19 protein-coding genes and 2 pseudogenes are annotated in these 20615 nt (G+C 37.4%); 13 read left to right on the top strand and 8 right to left on the bottom strand.

Translation table 11 applies throughout. The features are described 5' to 3' along the window. The first annotated feature begins 29 nt into the window (after nucleotides 1-29). The 10 genes and pseudogenes from B806_RS0116065 to B806_RS0116015 all read left to right on the top strand — a co-directional run bounded on the left by B806_RS0116065 (nucleotide 30) and on the right by B806_RS0116015 (nucleotide 11981). A complete protein-coding gene (locus tag B806_RS0116065; protein ID WP_017403234.1) occupies nucleotides 30-1424 on the top strand; it encodes a methylenetetrahydrofolate reductase C-terminal domain-containing protein in 1395 nt (464 codons plus the stop codon). A gap of 168 nt (nucleotides 1425-1592) precedes the next feature. Beyond that, nucleotides 1593-1715 (top strand): hypothetical protein, encoded by a 123-nt coding sequence (locus tag B806_RS20175; RefSeq protein WP_000737387.1) that lies wholly within the window; start codon nucleotides 1593-1595, stop codon nucleotides 1713-1715. A gap of 731 nt (nucleotides 1716-2446) precedes the next feature. Next, nucleotides 2447-3508 carry an HlyD family secretion protein gene (locus tag B806_RS0116055; RefSeq protein ID WP_017403233.1) on the top strand — a complete coding sequence of 354 codons (1062 nt, stop codon included), beginning with the start codon at nucleotides 2447-2449 and terminating at the stop codon, nucleotides 3506-3508. A gap of 24 nt (nucleotides 3509-3532) precedes the next feature. Beyond that, a complete protein-coding gene (locus B806_RS0116050; protein WP_017403232.1) occupies nucleotides 3533-5080 on the top strand; it encodes a DHA2 family efflux MFS transporter permease subunit in 1548 nt (515 codons plus the stop codon). A 187-nt stretch (nucleotides 5081-5267) separates the two neighbouring features. Beyond that, nucleotides 5268-6056: pseudogene (locus B806_RS0116045) on the top strand (hypothetical protein). Continuing rightward, a complete protein-coding gene (locus tag B806_RS0116040) occupies nucleotides 6053-7639 on the top strand; it encodes a GH3 auxin-responsive promoter family protein (RefSeq protein ID WP_017403231.1) in 1587 nt (528 codons plus the stop codon). Before B806_RS0116045 ends, B806_RS0116040 begins: the two are co-directional and overlap by 4 nt. Next, a complete protein-coding gene (locus tag B806_RS0116035) occupies nucleotides 7636-8964 on the top strand; it encodes a TolC family protein (RefSeq protein ID WP_017403230.1) in 1329 nt (442 codons plus the stop codon). The genes B806_RS0116040 and B806_RS0116035 overlap by 4 nt, the downstream gene beginning before the upstream one ends. Then, the gene (locus tag B806_RS0116030; protein WP_017403229.1) at nucleotides 8957-10120 is read left to right on the top strand and encodes a hypothetical protein; all 1164 of its coding nucleotides are present in this window, start codon (nucleotides 8957-8959) and stop codon (nucleotides 10118-10120) included. The genes B806_RS0116035 and B806_RS0116030 overlap by 8 nt, the downstream gene beginning before the upstream one ends. Nucleotides 10121-10352: 232 nt before the next feature. After that, entirely contained in the window at nucleotides 10353-11324 is a 972-nt protein-coding gene (locus B806_RS0116020) for a 5'/3'-nucleotidase SurE (RefSeq protein ID WP_079381132.1), read from the top strand. A 12-nt stretch (nucleotides 11325-11336) separates the two neighbouring features. Further along, nucleotides 11337-11981 carry a hypothetical protein gene (locus tag B806_RS0116015; RefSeq protein WP_017387296.1) on the top strand — a complete coding sequence of 215 codons (645 nt, stop codon included), beginning with the start codon at nucleotides 11337-11339 and terminating at the stop codon, nucleotides 11979-11981. Nucleotides 11982-12016: 35 nt separating this feature from the next. Here B806_RS0116015 and B806_RS0116010 read toward each other — a convergent pair whose 3' ends face one another. Continuing rightward, nucleotides 12017-12457 carry an HD domain-containing protein gene (locus B806_RS0116010; RefSeq protein WP_017387295.1) on the bottom strand — a complete coding sequence of 147 codons (441 nt, stop codon included), beginning with the start codon at nucleotides 12455-12457 and terminating at the stop codon, nucleotides 12017-12019. An 806-nt stretch (nucleotides 12458-13263) separates the two neighbouring features. Between B806_RS0116010 and B806_RS0116005 the strand changes: the two genes are divergently transcribed. Next, on the top strand, nucleotides 13264-13824 hold the full coding sequence (locus B806_RS0116005; protein ID WP_025466055.1) for a TetR/AcrR family transcriptional regulator: 561 nt from the start codon (nucleotides 13264-13266) through the stop codon (nucleotides 13822-13824). A 186-nt stretch (nucleotides 13825-14010) separates the two neighbouring features. On the opposite strand, the gene B806_RS20115 is transcribed toward B806_RS0116005, so the two are convergent. The 3 genes from B806_RS20115 to B806_RS0115990 form a co-directional block, all read right to left on the bottom strand. After that, nucleotides 14011-14232, bottom strand: a complete 222-nt coding sequence (locus B806_RS20115; RefSeq protein WP_017403226.1) for a hypothetical protein — start codon at nucleotides 14230-14232, stop codon at nucleotides 14011-14013. Next, nucleotides 14201-14827, bottom strand: a complete 627-nt coding sequence (locus tag B806_RS0116000; RefSeq protein ID WP_017403225.1) for a hypothetical protein — start codon at nucleotides 14825-14827, stop codon at nucleotides 14201-14203. The genes B806_RS20115 and B806_RS0116000 overlap by 32 nt, the downstream gene beginning before the upstream one ends. A 239-nt stretch (nucleotides 14828-15066) precedes the next feature. Continuing rightward, complete coding sequence (locus tag B806_RS0115990) at nucleotides 15067-15657, bottom strand: hypothetical protein (RefSeq protein ID WP_017387292.1); 591 nt, start codon at nucleotides 15655-15657, stop codon at nucleotides 15067-15069. A gap of 222 nt (nucleotides 15658-15879) precedes the next feature. On the opposite strand from B806_RS0115990, the gene B806_RS0115985 reads away from it, so the two are divergent. Continuing rightward, nucleotides 15880-16638, top strand: a complete 759-nt coding sequence (locus tag B806_RS0115985) for a Bro-N domain-containing protein (protein ID WP_017403224.1) — start codon at nucleotides 15880-15882, stop codon at nucleotides 16636-16638. 303 nt (nucleotides 16639-16941) lie between these two features. On the opposite strand, the gene B806_RS0115980 is transcribed toward B806_RS0115985, so the two are convergent. After that, nucleotides 16942-17643: a hypothetical protein gene (locus B806_RS0115980; RefSeq protein WP_017386962.1), complete on the bottom strand. Its 702-nt coding sequence runs from the start codon at nucleotides 17641-17643 to the stop codon at nucleotides 16942-16944. 75 nt (nucleotides 17644-17718) lie between these two features. After that, nucleotides 17719-18354 carry a 3'-5' exonuclease gene (locus tag B806_RS0115975; RefSeq protein WP_017386961.1) on the bottom strand — a complete coding sequence of 212 codons (636 nt, stop codon included), beginning with the start codon at nucleotides 18352-18354 and terminating at the stop codon, nucleotides 17719-17721. Between the two features lie 130 nt (nucleotides 18355-18484). Here B806_RS0115975 and B806_RS19790 point away from each other — a divergent pair. Continuing rightward, nucleotides 18485-18580 (top strand): annotated as a pseudogene (locus B806_RS19790) (hypothetical protein); the annotation flags it as partial. Between the two features lie 43 nt (nucleotides 18581-18623). On the opposite strand, the gene adeT1 reads toward B806_RS19790, so the two are convergent. Continuing rightward, nucleotides 18624-19619 (bottom strand): putative multidrug efflux protein AdeT1, encoded by a 996-nt coding sequence (gene adeT1 / locus B806_RS0115970; RefSeq protein WP_017386960.1) that lies wholly within the window; start codon nucleotides 19617-19619, stop codon nucleotides 18624-18626. 706 nt (nucleotides 19620-20325) lie between these two features. Then, a complete protein-coding gene (locus B806_RS0115965; protein WP_017403086.1) occupies nucleotides 20326-20607 on the bottom strand; it encodes a hypothetical protein in 282 nt (93 codons plus the stop codon). Between the last annotated feature and the right edge of the window lie 8 nt (nucleotides 20608-20615).

Here is a 20615-nt window from a genome sequence, read left to right as displayed (position 1 = left end):
GATGTCATGTTTTGATCAGCACTTTGCCTATGTCTCACGTTTCTTCCTGCTTCCAGCAAAACCAGTTTTTTGTGTTGGTGGAATATCTCACTTCACTGCATGAAATTTATACTGTGAAACATGAGTTCGCAGGATATCCAGCTGCAATGACATTGGCAGATCGCGTACATTCAGATCATGATATTGTGCCGCTTGAGGCCAGCAAAAGTTATCCTGACTCAATAGAGAAAGTCTTACACTTTTCAGGTAAGGCCCGAGACATACAAGAATTTGAGCGCTTTTTACAACAAGCTCAAGTAGCCAATATTCAAAACTTGTTATTGCTTACAGGCGATAAACTCAAAGAACACCATAATGGTCGAGATGGGCAGCCGCGTAGTCGTTACCTAGAGTCGGTAAACGCCGTAATGGCAGCTAAGCAACATGGTGGTTTTCGTATTGGGGTTGCTTTTAATCCGTTTAAATATGTCGAAGCTGAGCGTGATGCACAGTATTTAAAACTGCATAAGAAGATTAAAGCAGGTGCTGACTTTATCATTACCCAATTGGGCTATGACATTGAAGCCTTAAAACAAGCCAAATCATTTTTAACCAAGCATGATTATTCGCAGCAAATACTGGCTTGTGTGATGCCTCTGACTTTAGGCCGAGCCAATTTTATGGTGAAGCATAAAGTCGCAGGTATTGTGATTACCCCGCACATGTTAAAAGTCTTGGCAGAAGAAAAACAGGCAGGGCATACAGACCGCGTTTATTTACGCTGTGCTTTACAGATTTTGATATGTAAACACTTAGGATTTGCTGGAATTCATTTATCTGCCTGTCATAAGCCAGAAGAGCAAATGTTGCTTGAAAGCTACATTGAGCAATACAGACATTTGGAGCTTAAAGCCTTAGAAGAGCTTTGGAATTCACTTTGGCACGTCACGTCAGGCAACGAGTTTACCCCTGAGATTGCTCGTTTTTCATGTCAGCCAACGTCTAAACAATTAATTAAATATCGTCAGCTACATGTTATGCATGAAGCAATGTTTGGATCAAAAATTGCCAAAGGCGTCGGACGTTTTATTTTCAAAGCATCTTTTTGGGAAAACGCTTTAGTCGCTAAGGTATTAATTAAAACAGAAGTATTAAGTAAACATAGCCTAGTGGGTTGTGAAAGCTGTGGTCAGTGCCGCCTAAGCGATACTTTATATATTTGCCCTGAAACCTGTCCAAAAGGTTTAGCCAACGGCCCTTGTGGCGGTACAACTTTAGACCGCTGCGAATTTGGTGACCGTGAATGTATTCACTCAGTCAAAGCAAGACTTGCAAAAGCTGTTGCACAAACTGAAATATTAAAAGAGAAATTGATTCCAACTGTGCCTCTTGAAACCAGAGGAACCAGTTCTTGGAAAAATTGGTATTTAGCGACTGAGGCTTAAGATTTGTATAACTTCCTTGAATTGATTTTGTTAAAAAACCAATTCATATGCTAAAGCACAGCAATAATTTAAAAATAACAATTGTTTGCCTTAATTATGTCCAATCAAAACGATCGCCTAGGAGTATACTTAAAGCAAATCTTTTGCGTTAAAGGAAAGGCTGTCTCAATGAAAAAGTTGGTTGCTGTACTTACTGTAATTGTTGTTTTAACTGGATGCGTTTATGACCCTGTTAATTACAACAAAATACACGACCAAGAGTTCCAAGATCACCTCAGGCAAAACGGTTAGTAATAAAAAGCCCACTCAATGAGTGGGTTTTCATTTGGAATAACTTTAGAAGAAACTTTTAAGGGTTTATATAAGTAAAAGATCACTTAAACCACTATTTTTAAAGGTTTGTTCGGTTTTTTTAATAAAGGGTTTGAAATTATTTTTATCTGGAAAATATAAGTTATTTTAGTCATCAGGATGGCTTATTTATCAAAAATATTGTTTATTTGTTTTATGGATATTGTTATTTTTGAAAAATATAATATTTATAACTTATATATATTTTATATGTATAAGTATAACAACTTTGATTGTTAACTCATTTTTAAATTAAATATTGTTTTAATTAATAATACTTAATGATTACACAATAAAACTTATTTTTAATGTTAGTGAAATAAATCACTCTATTCAAACATATATCTCTATTTGTTACTATTCTTATAAATTATTTATTAACAAATACTTATCTTTGTTTTTTTGAGATTTTTTTAACCAAAAATCTCCACAAATTAGAATTACATAATTTTTTAATATAGTTTATATAATATGTTTTATTGACATAAATAGAAAAAATATCTGGCAAATAGGTCAATGATATTTAATTCACTTAAGAACCATAATTTGCACCAAATTTTACGCTGTCACGATTCATTGAATAAAACCAAGTGAAAAGTTACGTAAAAAAGAAACCAATAATTTTATTGGCTTAAATAAAAAATCGAATATTACAAATAAGCGGAATGAATATGGATAACGTAGCTCAGCTAGAAACTGATACTAATTTCCAAAGCCGAAAGAAAATAACTTGGGGTGTTTTTAGTGTCCTACTGTTATTTTTATTTGCTGGCATATTATATTATTTTTTTGTATATCGTTTCTATCAATCTACAGATAATGCTTATGTGCAAGCCGATGTCACTTGGGTGATGCCAAAGATTTCGGGCGAAGTAATGGAGTTATTAATTAACGATAATCAGGTGGTAAAAAAAGGGGAAACTTTAGCGCTATTAGATCACCGCGATTATCAAGCTCGTTATGATCAGGCCCGCTCAGTAGTCAGCTTAAAAGAGGCAGCGCTGGGTGTACAACAACAAAATGAAAAGTCTGCACGCTCTTCAATTACTGAAGCTCATAGTGGTGTAGTGGCAGCACAAGCTGATTTAAATCGTTTAAGAAAAGAGTTTGAGCGTTATCAAGATTTACTAAAAGATGGCGTGATTACCCGACAAAACTTTGAAGGCATTCAATCTCAATATTTAACGGCTCAGGCACAACTTAGCAAAGCGCAAGCCGCCGTCAATGCAGCAGAAGCGCAGTTGGGGAGTTTACAAGCGAGTCGCGCGCAGCTTTTAGCAGATATTCAAAGTGCCAATGCAAACTTAAACCTGTATCAGGTCGATTTGGCTTCATCAAAAGTGGTTAGTCCTGTAGACGGCAAAATCGGTAGCCTTGCAATCCAGAAAGGCTCACGTGTTTCTCCACAAACTCGTTTAATGGCGATCATTCCTGAAAATAGTTTGTATGTACAAGCGAACTTCAAAGAAACCCAAATTGAAAAAATGCATATTGGTCAGAAAGTTAAATTAAAACTTGATGCTTACCCAAGCCTGACCTATACCGGAAAAATTGAGAGCTTTTCACCAGCTTCAGGCGCAACTTTTTCACTTATGCCACCAGACAATGCCACAGGCAACTTTAACAAGGTTGTTCAGCGTATTCCTGTGCGTATTGCCATAGATTCAAGCCCGCATATTGATTTGATAAAACCTGGAATGTCGGTGAGTGCCACCGTTGACCTAAGAACTTAATAATAAAATTTTAGGTAATAACAAATGAATAAGCACCTTGAGGCCGAGTGGAGATTCCCAGCAAAAACTGCATGGGCAATTTTTGCTGCCATGATTTTTGGCAACTTCATGGCGATTCTTGATATTCAGATTGTGGCGAGTTCTCTAAACGAAGTTCAAGCTGGTATGAGTGCAAGTCGTTATGAAGTCACTTGGGTGCAAACGGTTTATTTAATTGCTGAGATTATTGCAATTCCAATGTCGAGTATTGTCTCGCGGGTGCTTTCAACACGGGTCTATTACACCATCTGTGCAATTGGTTTTACGGTCAGTTCTTTACTTTGTGCTTTGGCATGGAATTTAGAAAGTTTATTGGTTTTTCGCGGTATTCAAGGCTTTATGGGCGGCGGCATGATTCCGACCTCCATGACGGCATTGTATCTACTTTTCCCTGAAGCAAAACGCTCATTGCCTTTAGTCATGTTTGGCATGATCAGTACTTTGGGACCGGCCATTGGCCCAACCATTGGCGGCTGGTTAACCAATAACTTCTCATGGCACTGGATGTTCCTGATCAATATTATTCCGGGCATTATCATTGCTACGGTCATTTACTCAGGCCCCAATATCGACCGTGCCAACTACTCACTCATCAAAAGCATGGACTGGTTTAGCCTGATTGGCATGGCGATGTTTTTGGGTGGGCTTGAATATTTCCTTGATGAAGGCGCAAGACATGACTGGCTTGCAGACACAGGCGTTCGGATTGCGTTTATGATCTGCGTTGTGGGCGGCATGATTTTCTTCTCTAGAAGTTTTACCCAGCCTAAGCCTTTACTCGATTTGTCCGTATTTAAAAACAAAAACTTTACCTTAAGTGCCATCACGACTTTTGTGATTGGCATGGCACTCTATGGCTTGGGTTACATGATTCCCGTGTTTCTTGGGCAAGTCCGTGAAATGAACAGTAGCCAAATTGGTCACGTCATGATGGTGACAGGTATTGTCATGTTCTGCTTCGCGCCGTTTCTTGCGTGGCTTATTCCCAATTTTGATACCCGAAAAACGGTATTTGTTGGAATGATTCTGGCTGGCTTTGGTGTTTGGCTTAATTCACACCTCAGCATTCATAGCGATTACGACTTTATGTTTTGGCCGCAAATTTACCGTGGTATTGGTCTCATGATCTGCCTGATTGTGGTGTCGCATTTAGCCATGAGTACTTTGCCGCTGAGTAAAGTGGCTGATGCCAGCGGTATTTATAACCTGATGCGTAATATTGGCGGCGCGGTTGGACTAGCTCTCATTAACTCATCTTTAGATTGGCTCACTGCGCTTCATGTCACCCAGATTAATCAGGGAATGACACCGCAAAACTGGATTTTTACAGAAAGACTAGATCAACTCACGGCGCAATATCAGGAAGTCGGTGCAAATGCTCAGCAAATCGCGCTGAGTGTGATCTATCGCGACATTCATTTTCAGGCACTGACATCGAGTTTTAATGATCTATTACGCATGCTCGCAATCATCATGTTTGTGACTGCATTTTTAACCATCTTTATGGATCGGGGGAAGAAAATGAATATGTAGATATTAAAAAATAAAGGCAGCTTTCAAAGAATGAAAAACAATAGGGCATATCAAAACGTATCCCTTCATAGAAAAAGAACATTGATCTGAGTTTTCTAAAATCGGTTGATGAGATCGGGGAACTCACAAATTAGAGGTGGAAGGTTAAAGGATTATGATTAATACAACGTATAAACTAATTTCAAAATTGAACCTGAAAAACACGACTTATGGTCAATATTTTGAAAAAGAGCAAATCGATACTGAGCGATTAAAAGTGATGTATTCCATTTACGAACAGTATTATGAAAATACGAGATTTTCTATTTTCGTAGATGATTTCCAAAATAAAAGCGGTGCGATCTTAATTTTTGATTCACAAACAGATGAGATTGTTGGTTTCTCGACTGTGGTGGTGCAGCATTTCTATTTAAACGGTAAAGACTACACCGTGTTATTTAGCGGTGATACGGTCATTTTGAAGAAGTTTTGGGGTACGCGTAGTCTGCAAAGTACCATGCTAAAACTCATGATTAAGCTTCGAATCAAATATCCATTTAACGAACTCTATTGGCTCCTCATTTCTAAAGGTTATAAAACCTACTTACTGCTCGCCAATAACTACTATGTCTATTACCCAAATATTAAAGACGAAAACCGGCATCTTTCCTAAGTCGTTGAGCACTACTGTGAAAAATTCTTTGGCGAATACTATGACCGTGAAGCAGGCCTTTTAAATTTTGGTGATGACTATCAGCCATTAAAAGGTGAAGTCGCACCAATTACTGCCGAAATGAGAGAGAAAAACCCAAATATTCATTTCTTTGAGCAGATGAATCCAACATGGAAAGCTGGCACAGAACTACCGTGTATTGGTCGTCTTGGTTGGAAAGACATAGCCCGTTTCCCCGTAAAGCTGATGACTAAACCGACCAGTAAAGGAAAGTTTGAAGCTTGCGTAACACATAAAACAAAACGTAGAGAGGCCATCCAATGAAAACTAATGAATGGCTAACTTTGGGTTCGCATCTGATTTTAAAAAAATGGTGTGATGCATCTGACCGTAACTTCCAAAAACAGTTTAATGCTTTAGAGACCACGCAACGTCAAATTTTGCATTCAATATTACAGACCTCTACCTTTGCCAAAGATAAAAAGGTTCAAAACTATGAACAGTTTGTAAAAGCATTTCCTGCGACACGTTACGGCGCATGGCGAGAAGACATTCAGCGTTACCGTGAACAAAAGCTTTCACTCTCTAGCAGTAAATTGGTTCGTTTCCAGCCGACCAGTGGTTCGAGTGAACAAATTAAGTTTATTCCATACACCAAGCTGTTTTTAGATGAACTTGACCATGCAATTGCGCCGTGGATGGCGAGTTTATACCGTAAATGCCCACAGCTTAGCTCGGGTACACATTATTGGTCGGTGTCATGGTTACCTGAAAGTCAGCGTGAAGTTTTAAAAGACAAAAACCTAAATGATGATTGTGCGCTACTTGGTGTAGGTAAGCGCATTTTGTCTAAGTTTACCCAAGCGGTTCCAAGTAACGTTGCTTTTGCAGCCAATGCCGATGACGCACTGTTTGCCACCATTTGCTATTTGGTCGCAAACCGTAACTTAGCCATGATTTCGGTGTGGAGTCCAACGTTTGCTTTGCAATTACTTGAACGTTTGGAGTCTATGCAACAAGACGTGGTTGAGGTTTTACAAAGTGGTAAATGGGGCAGTCGTCAGGCTTCCTTAAAAGAAGTCACTGCACCGCATAGCTCTGAAAGTGCTCAAGCCTTAATTGCAAGTTCAAACGGCGAACAGATCGACTTTAAAAAACTTTGGCCAAAATTAAGTTTAGTGTCGAGTTGGGATACTGCGGGTTCAAAAGCTTGGGCGGAGAAATTAAAAGAGAAATTGCCCAGTGTTCAGTTTGAAGGAAAAGGTCTATGGGCGACGGAAGGTGTAGTCACCATTCCCTACAACGACCAATACCCGCTGGCCTATCAAAGTCACTTCTACGAATTTGAATATTTAGAGGGTGAGAAACAAGGGCAAATCATTCCGTCGTGGCAGCTTAAACAAGGTGATGTGGTCAGCCCGCTCATTACTTCGGGCAATGGCTTACTTCGCTACTGTTTGGATGATTGCTTACGGGTGACTGGCTTTATAGAGCAAATTCCGTGTTTTGAATTCCAAGGCCGCCGTTTTGGGGTAGATCTGGTCGGTGAAAAACTCGCACCTGAAACCGCTCAGCAATTATTGTCTCAGTTAAATGAAACGGAATCTAAAGCGATTTCTTTACTCGCAATTGATACTCAGCAACAGGTTAAACCTTTTTATTGCGTGCTTTTTGAAGGTGACATTCATCACAGCATTAACAATGAATATATCGACAGCATTTTGCGTCAAAACTTCCACTACGAACTTGCACGAAACTTAGGGCAGCTCGACCAGCCTCAAATTCGCCAAGCCAATAATGGCTGGAATGCCTACAAGAAACTAGTCATGTTTGATGGCATTATCGAAGGCAATATCAAACCTGAGCCACTTAAAAAAGTCACCCTCAATAGTTTGGAACAATTATGAAAGGGATGAAGCCATTTAATACTCGGTTTTTAACACTTCGACACGCCTTGTACTTAGGCGTGTTGATTGTGTCGAATGTACAAGCCATGACTTTAGACGAGGCTTTGTCTGCCAGTTTAAGACATGAAAGTCAGCTTGAAGTCAGCCGTTTAAGCGTGAACCAGTCCACCGCAGTGCTTGAACAGGCTAAACAGCGTGATGGACTTAAAGTCAATTTAGTCGGCCAACTGGACTATGAAAGAATAGATACGCCTTCACACGTCCTGTTTCCAACCGAAGGAAACCGTAAAGGCCGAAGTTTGCAATTGCAGGCAGATTATCCGATTTATACGTCTGGCAGACACCGTTTAGGAATTGATGTTGCCGAAAGTCAGCTTTCTGCCCAAAACCAAGGTTTATCAGATCAACGGTCGGAAACCATTTTAAATACCGTGATGGTTTATACCGACGTATTAAAAAAGAAAGCCATTTTAGAGCTTAGACAAAAGACCATGGCAAATCTACAACGGTCTTTATATGAATCAAAGCGCCGTTTTGACGTGGGAATGATTACCCGTGCAGACTTAGCTCAGGTTTTGGCGCAAGTTGCTCAAGGCCAAGCCGATATTACACAGGCGCAGTCTAATTTAATCGTAAGCGAAGCTCAGTTTTACCAAGTGACAGGTGTAACGCCTGAAAACCTTGTCGCCATTAAACAACTGCCAGTTATTCCGGCTAACTTAGATGAAATATTGGCACAAACCAAAAACCATCCGGCTTTAATGCGTAGTAAATACGAAAAGCAGGCCGCAGAGAAACAATACGCTTTAACCAAACGGGAACTGTGGCCAACGGTCATGCTGACCAGCCGTGCCGGAAAACAAGATGAGGCAAGCTATATTGGTTCTGAAAGTAATAACTACATGGTTGGGGTACAGCTCAATGTACCGCTCTATGACGATGGTTTAAATCGGGCCAATGTTAAAAAAGCGCAGGCCGATATTGATTTGGCTACGCAAAAAATTCGAAGTCTTGAACTGGACTTAAATAAGCGCACCCGTACCACCTATGCGCAGCTTCAAACCATTAGAGAAAATAAAGAAGCACTAGCAAATGCCATAGAAGCGGCGTCTATTGCCTTTGTCTACACACGTAAAGAGTTTGATGTCGGAACCAAAACCACCTTTGATTTGCTCAATACTGAGCAAAAGCTACTCGATGTACAAACCCAAAAAACGGTGAATGACCAAGACGAAGTGGTGTTTGTCTATCAGCTACTCGACCAAATGGGCCGTTTAAACAGTTTGGTTCCCACACAGACCGCACAACAGGTGAATAATGAATAAAACAAATCCACCACTTGCTGACAGCACTCTCATTACCAGAGAAGCGACTTTGGCAGATGATCAGGCTTTGCGAGACTTAATCGCCGTACCCATGACCACCAAAGGCATACAAATTAGCTTTCAGCGTGAACCGAGTTATTTTAGAGCGTCTGATATTGTCTATCGGCATAAATTGCATGTCGTGATTGAAGACACCGAGAGTCAAAAGAATGTCGCTTGTTATAGCAATGGTTACCGCCCGTGTTATGTGGATCGGAACGTTCAAAACTTACGTTATGCGGGTGATTTACGGGTAGATCATAACTATCGTGGCAAATCTCTGGTGAAGGTTCTAGCAAAGCATGTAAAACAGACCATGCATGAACCGAACTATAGCCAAATGATTATTTTTGATGATAACCATGCCGCGCGGGCTGCCATCCAAACGGGCAAAACGGGTATGCCCGATTATTATGATGAAGGGCTTATCGAGACACTCAGTCTGACGAGTACAGGTGCAAAAAGAAAAGTCACGGCTTTTCTAAAGCAGATTTCTCCGCAGAGTGACATTCAGGAAATCCGTACATGTGTTGCTGAAGCTCAACATGTGGAAGCGATGAACCAGTTTATTGCCGACATGGCAGAGTTTTATAACTTTATACCTGCCTATAACTTTGAAGAACTGGCTCAAGGGCATCAGTATTTTTCAGGGATAAAACTCTCAGACTTTTCACTTTATTTTAAGGGTGAAAAACTGGTGGGTATGTTTGGCTTGTGGGATCAGCACAGTATTAAGCAAACCAAAATTTTGGATTACAGTTCAGTCATTGGAATTTTTAGACCCGTTTATAACTTATTAACTCCGCTAACTAAGGGCATGCGTTTGCCTAAACTGGGTGACTCTATCAAGTACCATGTGTTACATACGCTTATGTGCCATCCACAAGATTTAGCTTTACACCATAAAATGCTCGAAGATGCCTATAACAAGTCAAAACAGCAGGGCGTTGGTGTGGTGAGTTTTACGCTTTCCCATAAAGACCCGCGCTATCAATTAAATCAGTTTTATAAAGGTGAACGCTTAACGGGTATGCATGGTTTTATTAGTTATGAGGGCGACCCAAGACCAAATTTTGATAAAAACCTGATTCCATATTTAGAGGTCGGACGTATTTAATTTAAAGCTTGAAATGACATTTTCAATGAAGCCCACGAGAGTGGGTTTTGTCATTTTGAATATGAGTGATGAAGTTGAAGATCAGTTTATAAAAGAAAATATAGCAATAATTTATAATATAATTATTTAATTTTTAATGGAAAAGTATTTTAATTTTTATTGATGCTTAGTCACTAAACGTACATATAGCGCAACTACTATACAAATCGAAATTTAAGAACATGGTAGTTAAGTGATGAAAAAAAGTTTATTGGGCGGTCTTATTCTGTCGTTGTGTACAACTCCAGCTTTTGCACTAAATATTTTATTGGTTAATGATGACGGTCTAACCAGCAATGTCAAAGCGCTTTATGATGAATTAAAAGCAAATGGTCATAGCGTGCTTGTGTCTGTACCGTGTTCACCACAAAGTGGTCGCGGTGGCGCAATTGTAATGTACAGCTCAACAACGATTACTGCGGATAACGATAAGCAAATTGCGGCTGAAAACGGTTGTCACAACGGCGCTGCACCCATTGGCGCACCTGCTGCGGGGACTTTTACCAAAGCGGGTTATACCAATGGTGACTGGAACTACACGCATGGCACACCAGTCATGGCAACACTTTATGGACTGGATGTGGTTGCACCAAAACGCTGGGGTAAAGCGCCAGACTTAGTTTTATCTGGCCCGAATGAAGGACAAAATGTCGGAAAAGTCGTTGTGCACTCTGGCACGATTGGTAATGTACAGTTTTCGGCAGGCCGCGGTATTCCATCAATTGCCTTAAGCGCCGATACAAACACGGTAGATGATAAGACTTTAAACAACCCTAACTCTGCGATTGTGGCAAAACAAACCGTAGTGTTATTAAAAGAATTACAAGCTAAAGCAGGTAAGGGCCAGTTGTTGCCAAAAGGCATTACGCTTAATGTTAATTTCCCTAAAAATTTAACAACCAGCACACCTTTTGCTTTTTCAAAAATTGGGACCTATGACTTATATAAATTGAAATTCCAAGTGACCAAAGACAATAAAGGCAACAACCAATTTGGCCTCGGAATCGATGCGGCACCATCGGCGCCAACTGCCGCTCAAATGTCGGATGAAAGCGCCGTCATGCAAAGCAAAATTGCTGTGACTGCAATGCAAGTTGCTTATGACCAACGACCAGCAGGTCAAGAATGGCTCAAAATTCGTTTAAAAAGCCTATTTAACAAGTAAGGGAGAAAGACCATGAAACGTTGTTTGTTGGTTTTACTCCTTGGGCTTGGCTTGGCGGCTTGTAATGACAATGACAATAATGGCCAAGTCTCGACTGAAAAACCTGCACTAGCTCCGAGCTTAGATGTCGGTACTTATATTATTAGTACCGAAACTGATCAAGAGTTGCCTATGGCGGGCAAATACTATTCTGGCGCTGACGGTTCTAAATTATTGGTTTTAGATGATGACGAAAATCGTGCCAAGATTGTGATGAGCTATGACGCAAAAACCAAAGCTTGGCAGAGCAATCAGTCTAACCAAGCGATGACCGTTGAATTGGCACATTATGAAAAAATTGATGATCAGAAAATTACGCTGAATCAATTGGTCGGCAATTACGATCTATCTTTCCCAGATGGAACAACGGTAAATGCCGAGGTGAATGCACAAGGCAAAATTGTCTCAAAAGATCCAAATTGTGTGTTTACAGGTGTTATTACTGAAAGTGCATTAGCCAATACAGCAAACTATCAACTGACCGATAACAAATGTGATGCGCTAAAAAATAACTCGAAAGGCTATGTTGTGGTAGATGAAGACTTGGAACCTATGAGTTTTAGACTTGTATCTGACACAGTTGCCTCAAAAGACATTTGGGCATTTGCACAATCTTAAAAATAAAAAGGCAACGGATTCATTTCGTTGTCTTTTCATCCCAACCTATCTTGCGCCGTTGAAACAATTAATATGGTTTGAAGGTAATAATCTACGCGTGAGTGATTATTGTCCTTATGTGAGTTATGCGCATTAAAGGCTGCGTCATGAAGTTTCACAACTCGAGCGATCGGATTCGAACTACAACGAATTAAATATTCTTCGCGTGTTTCACTTTCCCGTTTAGTTAATGCATCAACCGCATCACGGACTTCTTTTCCAAATAAACTTTCGATTTTGGCTAGGGTAAGAGGTGTGTCTTCAACGCTATCGTGTAGAAGGGCTGTAATAATATAGACTTCTGAAAATTGGTGCTCAATTAATGAATTGACCACACCTTTAATATGATAATCAAAGTAATCATGAGGACCATACTTTTGACCTTGATGCGATTCTTTTGACAATTTCTCTGCGAGTTCAACTTTATTTTGAGTCATTTTTTGCTCTTATCACTTTAAGTATATGACACGGCCTAATGTGTGAGATAGGTCGCTTAATTTATAATTTTATACTGGATAGCGACTCTTAAAAACATCTCTTAATAACAGTAGTGTCTCTTTTTATTTACTCATTTTTAGTTGAAATAGGACAATTCAGACTTTAAGTTTTTGAAATTTTAAACTTTAACTTAATGATATAAGGGTAGATTAAAAATATTACTTAAGAATTTCCTTAATTATCTAATTAAATGAAAAACAATAATTATTTAAATAATTTCTAGCCAATTTCACATTGACACCTTAAATATTGAAGATTAACATTTGGCTTCTGGCCTACATTGCCAGGCAGTTTTGACAGACTGCTATAGGACCGCATCGGGATTATTCCTTCCGAGGAATAGTTTTGTGTGTACTTCTCGTTCCCTCCCGTAGCGGTAGGACGGGAGAGGGACACCTTTGTGTGTGCTGGAGTCCTACCAGGCTGTCAACCCTCTTTCGTTCTGCCACCATAATTCTAATGTCTTGGCAGAACTCCATATATAAGGAGTTGGCTTTGTACATTCATCATTTCATGGCAACCTTTGCCAAAAGCTATAACAACACAGCTTAAAACATTTAACGCAGCTTGATCGCCGTAAGGCTTTTTCAGGCTTTAGCTCGTTATTACTTAAAACTTTGACAATTAAACCTTGAGATGTGCTGCGCACAGTCTTTACGGCTTTGCTATGCCTTTTTTTTCCCAAAAGGCAGCGGTTTTTATATCTCATTTATATACAACAATAATTTTTTATAATGGTAAAAATATGCCAAAAATAGTTCTCCCAACACGTGCAGTACAAGTCGTAAATAAATCAATTGAGTTATTTCACTACAATGGGTTTCATCTGGTCGGCATCGACAGGCTTGTGAAAGAGTGTGAAGTTACCAAAGCGACTTTTTATAACTACTTTTACTCTAAAGAGCGGCTGATTGAAATCTGTTTGATTGTGCAAAAAGAACGCTTAAAAGAAAAAGTGGTTTCAGTGGTTGAATACGACCGCAGCACCAACGCAGCCGATAAACTCAAAAAACTCTATCTTTTACACACAGATCTAGACGGGCTGTACTACTTATTATTTAAAGCCATTTTTGAAACAAAACTGACTCATCCCAAAGCGTACATAACCGCCGTGCGATATAGAACATGGCTCACCAATGAAATCTATAGCCTGCTTAGAACACTTAACAGTGATGCTTCCTTTGCCAATGCCAAACTATTTTTATATATGATCGAAGGCGCCATTATTCAGCGTTTAAGTTTGAGTGAAGTTGATGAGAGGGTGTTGGAGGTGTTTTTGAGGGGGATGTCGACAATTAAGATTTAAGTTGTAGAGCGGATCTTTGATTTTTTGATATAACACAGTTGGATTGCCAACCGCATTTCACTCTGAAGGTTCTGGTTTTACTGTGCATTCTGTTATTAGGATGCACAGCTCATACGATCAATAATAATGTAAATATCTCAATCTGCGTAAAACACTTTAAAAAGAGCTGTATGATCAGATAAATATCTATTTTAAAAGACCGTTTGTAGCTTCAAATATATGGCGGTTTTGAATTGCTTTCATATTCTGATTTTGAAATGATTCATCATAAGTAACTGTAGTTAATAGTAAATCTTTATCTTTGCCAATAAACATATTTCCTACGTTTTTGGCACTCTCTTCATCTTTAGTTAAACGTATGTGAACAACTAAACCATCAAAATAATATCTTATAATAGGATATGACATTCTCAATGTCTTCGTCAAAAATAGGCTTAACAATTAATTCATCAATGAATGGAGTTTGATTGTGGATTTTTCCTTTTGTTGATAACTGTATCAGTGTGATTGGAAAGTAAAAGTACTGTCCAGCGTCTCGATTTATCAACATTTCTTTTAATATTCTTAACTCGTCTTCAGGTAAACAAATTTCATTGAACCCAGCTCTATTTGAAACGCATGAGCGCCATAGTAGACTTAAAATAAATAATCTTAAAGTTTTATGGTCTACTTCCTCAAGTTTTCGTATTCCATGGATATCACTTATTTTATCCATTAGATTTTCAGGTAATTCACTATCATTCCAACTACTCCAAATTAATTTGTGTTTTCGTAATTCTTTTATTGCTGCAGTATCAAACTCGGTAAGTATATCTTCCCCATGTTTGGTTACTATTTCAGAATCATACCAACTTGAAGTGGCTTTTTTTGCCCTTAAACCTTCGCCTATTTCTTTCATAATCCCTCCTTTTATTTCTGGCTTTGTTAAGGCTTGAGGGATTAAGTGCGATTTAATAAACTGGCCATATTCACCAGTTAACTTGCAGATGCCAAATTTTTTCATATTTCTAAGTCCAATTATTAGTTTTAAGTAGGTTGTAAATAATTAAATACATCAAACTAGGGCGTTTTAAAATAAGTATTTTTGATAATACTACTATGAAAGATGCTTGGGCTGATTCAGGCGGTGCATGGGATCACCAAAAAGATAAGTGCCGGGTTGCTTCTAATGATCCGAGAAATAAGGAATAGATCGGACAAAGGTTGTTAGTTAAAAAACATAAAAATATTCGGAAGTCTAAATTAAATTTTATTTATATCCATGTAATCACTTATTTTATTGTATATAGCTGAAGTGGAATTTACAGCCGCCCTAATAATTTCTTTACCAACAAGAAAATCAACTTCTCCACTCATAATCAATTCTCTGTAACTCAATACTGTCTTAAAAGATCCCTGTATTTCTTCTTGAAACACTAGAAACTCCTCACTTTTTGTAAGCTTATGAAGCATGTTCACTGAGAGGTAAGCAGCATAATATACTGATTGTAATTCTTCGAATTCATTGACTGTTATTTCTTCTTTATGAGATAGATGAAGGTTAATTGTTATATATCTTTGTAAAGTTTTAATAGACTCTATTGCTTGATCACGTATCAATTTTTTATGTTCTTGTTCACGCCAATCAGTAAACAACAAGTAGGCTACAATGGGAGTATAGATAGTTGCTGACCATGAGAGTAACCCTGTCAAAACTGATGACCAATCAGAAGGTTTATCAAATAAGTTTAAGCTAACTAATGATTGAAATATCAGGTATATAAATATACATACAATAAGAATAATTCCATAAAGAACTATTATTTCACATATTAGATCCACTTTTGTTTTCATATTATTTTTCTTTCAAAAATACCTTAGATATAGAACATAGGTAATCATACTAGCTATTTAAAGAATAGAGTAACTTATAGTTAAAAAGATATCCCACAAATGCCAAAAGTTGAGGTATATTTAAGTTAATATTTAAAAAAACTTATTAATTTAAGTGACCTAGGATTTTAAAATCGTGACCCGACACGGTACTTTATAACAGTTCGGGATGGGGTAAAATAAATGATGCAATTGCAAATATTTGAGTTTGAATCAGATGATAGTAACTTGGATAACTTAACAACAATTGAGATTGATAATGAGATTTGGTTTGTTGCAAATGAGGTTTGCAGGTTATTAGACATCAAAAATGCGAGTGATGCCGTTTCTAGACTTGATGATGATGAAAAGCAAACCTCGGTAATACCGATATCAGGTCAAAATAGACAGGTCAACTTAATTTCAGAAAGTGGTCTTTATGCTTTAATATTTAAAAGTAATAAACCATCTGCCAAACAATTTCGAAAGTGGGTAACCAAAGAAGTAATCCCATCTATTCGGAAAAAAGGTAGCTATGGCATAAATCGTCTCGAAACACCTAACTTTATTGTGCGGTTTAATGACAACTGGGATAGAACTGATAAAGGTTATTTCTCGGTGATAAGTGAGCTTTTTATTCGTTTATATGGCCGTTTTGAAAAAATTGGTTATCAAATACCAAACAAGGCTTTTACTGGTAAGGAAATTCGTCCAGATGTGAGTGTTGGTTTAAGATTTTCTAAGTTTTTAAAACAAAAATATCCCGAACATTTAGATAAATTTAAAATGTATAATCATAAATTCCCTGATGGGAATGAGGTGGAGGCTAGACAGTATCAAAATATTTTACTACCTATTTTTATCCAATTTGTTGATGAAATATGGATACCTGAATGTGCAAGTGATTACTTTAAGGATAGAGATCCAATTGCATTAAATTTTGTACCAAAATTATTAAATTAATTTCAAAAAATTAAAAGATAGCTCACTAGCATGGAGAGTTATCTTTTGACTGATTAAAAAAGTATTTTTGAATAAAGTGTCATCTACAATTAAGCAAACTAAGAAACACTTATAGACTCAAAAAATCTCAAATTCAATAAATTTTACTAGATAATAGTCAAGCTTCTGGTACTAAATCAAAGGCTTTTCCATTAAAATTTTTACCAGATATATAGCCAGCTTAGAGTGCTTAAGTCTGATGCTTCTATTTACGTTAAAGCAATTTAAAAAAGCCCTGATTATTCGGGGCTTTTCATTTAATTTTTACTTTAATGATTCTGGTATATAATTTGGTGAATCAGTACCATAAAGTGATTCAATATCTGCATCATACAAAGACTTATATCTATCTTTTGATGCGACATCTTTAGTTTCATCAATAAATTTCTGTATTTTAGCTTTGTAGTCAGTGTGACCAGCTTTATACATTTCAGTTAAATATACAAATTCGGCGTCTCTGTACTGGGGATCATTTTTGCTAGATGATTTACTCAATTCGGTTTGTATGAGTTGGGCTGAAGCTTCGTGACACTGTTGAATTTTTACTTTGGCCTCATTTAATTTTTCAAGCAATGTACATCTAAACATTACCCGCTGAGGCAATGGTTTTTCTTTGATTTGTTGCTCATTTAACTCATAAGCCTCTTTGTACATACCAGACAGCATATAAATATTCATCAATGCCATTTCTCTTTGTTTCTTGGCAGTAACTTTCTTAATTTCAGGTATTAAAGGTGCTAAAGTTTGTTTTATCTTTTCATCTTCACCAGAAATCACAACTTCATTTGTGATTGTTTCATATCTATCTAAAATCGCTTTATCACTTGCTGATAATTCTGTTTTTACGTTTTGAGAACTGCTTTTCGCAGTAGCATCTACTTTTGTTTGTTCATTTGATGCCTTGCTACAAGCAGTAACTCCAAATAGAGAAATGAGAACAATAGTACTGATTAATTTTCTATTCATGATTTACGTCGAAAAAAGAGATCTTAAATTTATGAGGACACCTGTAAATTAGCAGGGAATGTCGCCTATGGATTATTATTTAAGAAGTAAGGATTGGGCAGCTATATTTTTTAGGTATTTCGGTACTCTAGATATACTAAGTTTATTAATGGCTAACAATAAATCTTGATCAATGCTATTGAAGCCATATGTGTGACAAATATTCATACAAAGATAGTTGAATAATTGAGCCGTAACTTCAGCATCTGCTTCTGCACGATGAGCTGTGCCATTAAACTTAATATTGAATAAGTCTGCCATTGCCCCAAGTCGATAACTGGGTTGATGAGGTAAAACACGGCGAGCAAGTTTCAAAGAACAAATGAGTCCATTGTGTGATGGACTTAACTCCTGTCGAATACTTTCTGCTTTTAGGAATTTCTCGTCAAATCCTGCATTGTGAGCAAGTAAAGGATCTGTTCCAATAAAGTCCAATAGAGAAGGAATGACTTCTTCCACTAAAGGAGCATGATTAACCATATCTTGAGTAATACCAGTCAACTTTGTGATGTAGTATGGAACATTTACACCACAGTTTATTAATGAAACAAAACGCTCTGTGATTTCACCTTCTACAATACGTAAAGCCGCGACCTCTGTAATACGATCACCAGCCTCAGGGCTGACTCCTGTGGTCTCGAAATCAAGTACAATGATTGGCGAAACATTCATAAAACGCTTTCTCTATTAGAAATTAGGTATTAAAAGCACAACACTTTTCATCATAATAGCTTTAAGTCAAAGATAGCACTAAGTTAACTTATCTTAATATTGAAATGATATTAGTAAGTGATATGTTTAGTTGTTAGGTTATGCCGAGCACAGCCCATTTACACGGGCTTATAAAGAGTGGTCGGGTAAAACACCACAACAAGCCCGAGAGGAAATGAATAACTAAGGTTAGAACCTCTTAAAATAAGATGTGCATATGTTTTGAGTGTTCATTCATCGTTTAACGCACACTCAAAATTACTTGGGTTTTCTTTACATCTTACTTTTTTCAAAAAATTCATCATTTTAGGGTCATATATACCAGCCTTAGTTAGCTGTATACGTGCTTCACGCATCATTTTCATATAGTTTACTTGTTCATTTTTAGGAATATCCATCCAATATTTTGAAGGAATATCACTTTCATATTTAGCAATAATGCCAAATGTTCTGTTTAGTTGGCTGGCTACCCAAGTCCGCGACTTTTGCCCAAAACCTGCTGGAAACTGGTCTTTACGAATAATAAAGTTTGCTGAAATTTGAGTTAAAGGAAAACGAACAATTGCTCCTTTCTCACCTAAACCTTTGTGTAGTTCAAAAGGTTTAAATGCCACAATAGGAGCGGGCACAATATCAATTTCATGATTATTAAACTTCGCACCGGCATTGGTGACATCTACAGATACAGCCTGACCTCCAACATGTTGAACAAGCTTTGGTTGGGCTTCATCATATTTAAATACCCCAATTTTTTTACTGGCAGCCTTCGCGAGAGTATTTATACTTCTATCATTTACAAATAAGTATGCAGGGCCAATTGTGCCTAAACCTGCAATTTCATAAGGACCGACCACCATATTTTTTGCGGCCATTGGTGAAGACAACAGCTTATAGGCATTAATTGCCGTTTTCATATTTGTTAATGCGCCAACTGCATCTAAAGATCCTGTGTATTTATTAAACTGACGGCCACGTAAACCACTAATAATAGCGCCATCACACTTACCGACTTTTAAATCTTCAGCCGCAATGCGTTCATCTACATATGCTTTTAAAGATAGATCAGCACCCCAGTTTTTAGCTTCAAGTGCATAGTCTTTGGCTAAAGCGAAAGCATCTCCCGATTTACCAATGGGGTCATACACACAAACGACTTGTTGTTTTGCATAAATAGTTGTTGTTAAACATGTGCTTGCAATGAGTAAAATAGTTTTAAAACGATCCATATTTAATTATCCATTATTTAAATTATAAAAATTATTTTATGAATCTTGCTTAGATTAGATATGACATTTAAATAAGAATTTAAAGAGAAAAGGTCAAAAGGTAGCCTTAATTAGCACCTTATTTTTTAATTGTATGGCTATGTTGTATATGAATTGAGATCTACCATTGAACTAAATTTAAAGAACAGCTGCATACCGCACTATATCGTTTTTTTCAAGCACGTAAAAGAGGTTTTTAAATATTCTATTTAAATTTCAATAGTATACATAATAATGAAAGTTTCAGTTTTTAGCTTACCAGGTTAAAGATTTTGAGGCTTAAAAGGAGATTTAGAAAAAGAAATCTCTATAGCAGCCAGTAGTTGCAAATACAGCTTGTGAATTTAGTAGGTAGCTCAGCTCACTAGGGTAAATATAAAAGTGTAATGACAACTTACAGGAAGTTGTCTAGAAAATTATTCTGGTTAAGATTAGAAATAAGGTTTAATACATAAGCATCCAATAGAACCAGCTTAGGCGTTTAGTAATTTGCTAGAACAACACATACAGTTAACCAAGCTAAGTATTCATCACAGTAAAGAATTAGTAGTGAAGCAACAACAACATAGAGAAGCGAAGTCTGATATATGGTAGGTTTCCAAATCTTTTATTTAACATAATATACATTATACGAACAATCGTATAATTCCATGTTAAGCCATTGATTCTATTGTGTTTTCTTAGGTACTGGCTTAACACTAAACACCTGCATTTGTGCACCAAACTTAGTCTGTTGCTCTGTAAATTCGATTTCTACTTCCTGTGCGTTATCGGCACATTCTTCAAGAATCGCTTGAATCTGTTCGACTGGCATCATTCCCGGCATTGCAGTTAAGTTGTATTTAACTGGAGACAAAACTGTCGTAGATAAAAATGCGCGTTCTTTACCATCTTTCTCAGAACGGTAAACGGTTGGAAAAATTGTGCGTTTATTAAATGAAACTTGCATGGTCAAAG

It is taken from the genome of Acinetobacter sp. TG2027 (assembly GCF_000302435.1).
Classification (GTDB): Bacteria; Pseudomonadota; Gammaproteobacteria; order Pseudomonadales; family Moraxellaceae; genus Acinetobacter; species Acinetobacter pittii.
Note: the sequence above shows the minus strand (reverse complement) of the source record. Positions and strands in the feature narration are given on the sequence as shown.

Bases quoted from the DNA above. Each gene is read 5' to 3' on its own strand.
- B806_RS0116050 (WP_017403232.1), top strand. From the start codon at position 3,533: ATGAATAAGCACCTTGAGGCCGAGTGGAGATTCCCAGCAAAAACTGCA.
- B806_RS0115965 (WP_017403086.1), bottom strand. From the start codon at position 20,607: ATGCAAGTTTCATTTAATAAACGCACAATTTTTCCAACCGTTTACCGT.
- adeT1 (WP_017386960.1), bottom strand. From the start codon at position 19,619: ATGGATCGTTTTAAAACTATTTTACTCATTGCAAGCACATGTTTAACA.
- B806_RS0116035 (WP_017403230.1), top strand. From the start codon at position 7,636: ATGAAAGGGATGAAGCCATTTAATACTCGGTTTTTAACACTTCGACAC.
- B806_RS20115 (WP_017403226.1), bottom strand. From the start codon at position 14,232: ATGTCATATCCTATTATAAGATATTATTTTGATGGTTTAGTTGTTCAC.
- B806_RS0115990 (WP_017387292.1), bottom strand. From the start codon at position 15,657: ATGAAAACAAAAGTGGATCTAATATGTGAAATAATAGTTCTTTATGGA.
- B806_RS0116055 (WP_017403233.1), top strand. From the start codon at position 2,447: ATGGATAACGTAGCTCAGCTAGAAACTGATACTAATTTCCAAAGCCGA.
- B806_RS0115985 (WP_017403224.1), top strand. From the start codon at position 15,880: ATGATGCAATTGCAAATATTTGAGTTTGAATCAGATGATAGTAACTTG.
- B806_RS0116005 (WP_025466055.1), top strand. From the start codon at position 13,264: ATGCCAAAAATAGTTCTCCCAACACGTGCAGTACAAGTCGTAAATAAA.
- B806_RS0115975 (WP_017386961.1), bottom strand. From the start codon at position 18,354: ATGAATGTTTCGCCAATCATTGTACTTGATTTCGAGACCACAGGAGTC.
- B806_RS20175 (WP_000737387.1), top strand. From the start codon at position 1,593: ATGAAAAAGTTGGTTGCTGTACTTACTGTAATTGTTGTTTTAACTGGA.
- B806_RS0116015 (WP_017387296.1), top strand. From the start codon at position 11,337: ATGAAACGTTGTTTGTTGGTTTTACTCCTTGGGCTTGGCTTGGCGGCT.
- B806_RS0116030 (WP_017403229.1), top strand. From the start codon at position 8,957: ATGAATAAAACAAATCCACCACTTGCTGACAGCACTCTCATTACCAGA.
- B806_RS0116010 (WP_017387295.1), bottom strand. From the start codon at position 12,457: ATGACTCAAAATAAAGTTGAACTCGCAGAGAAATTGTCAAAAGAATCG.
- B806_RS0116000 (WP_017403225.1), bottom strand. From the start codon at position 14,827: ATGAAAAAATTTGGCATCTGCAAGTTAACTGGTGAATATGGCCAGTTT.
- B806_RS0116040 (WP_017403231.1), top strand. From the start codon at position 6,053: ATGAAAACTAATGAATGGCTAACTTTGGGTTCGCATCTGATTTTAAAA.
- B806_RS0116065 (WP_017403234.1), top strand. From the start codon at position 30: ATGTCTCACGTTTCTTCCTGCTTCCAGCAAAACCAGTTTTTTGTGTTG.
- B806_RS0115980 (WP_017386962.1), bottom strand. From the start codon at position 17,643: ATGAATAGAAAATTAATCAGTACTATTGTTCTCATTTCTCTATTTGGA.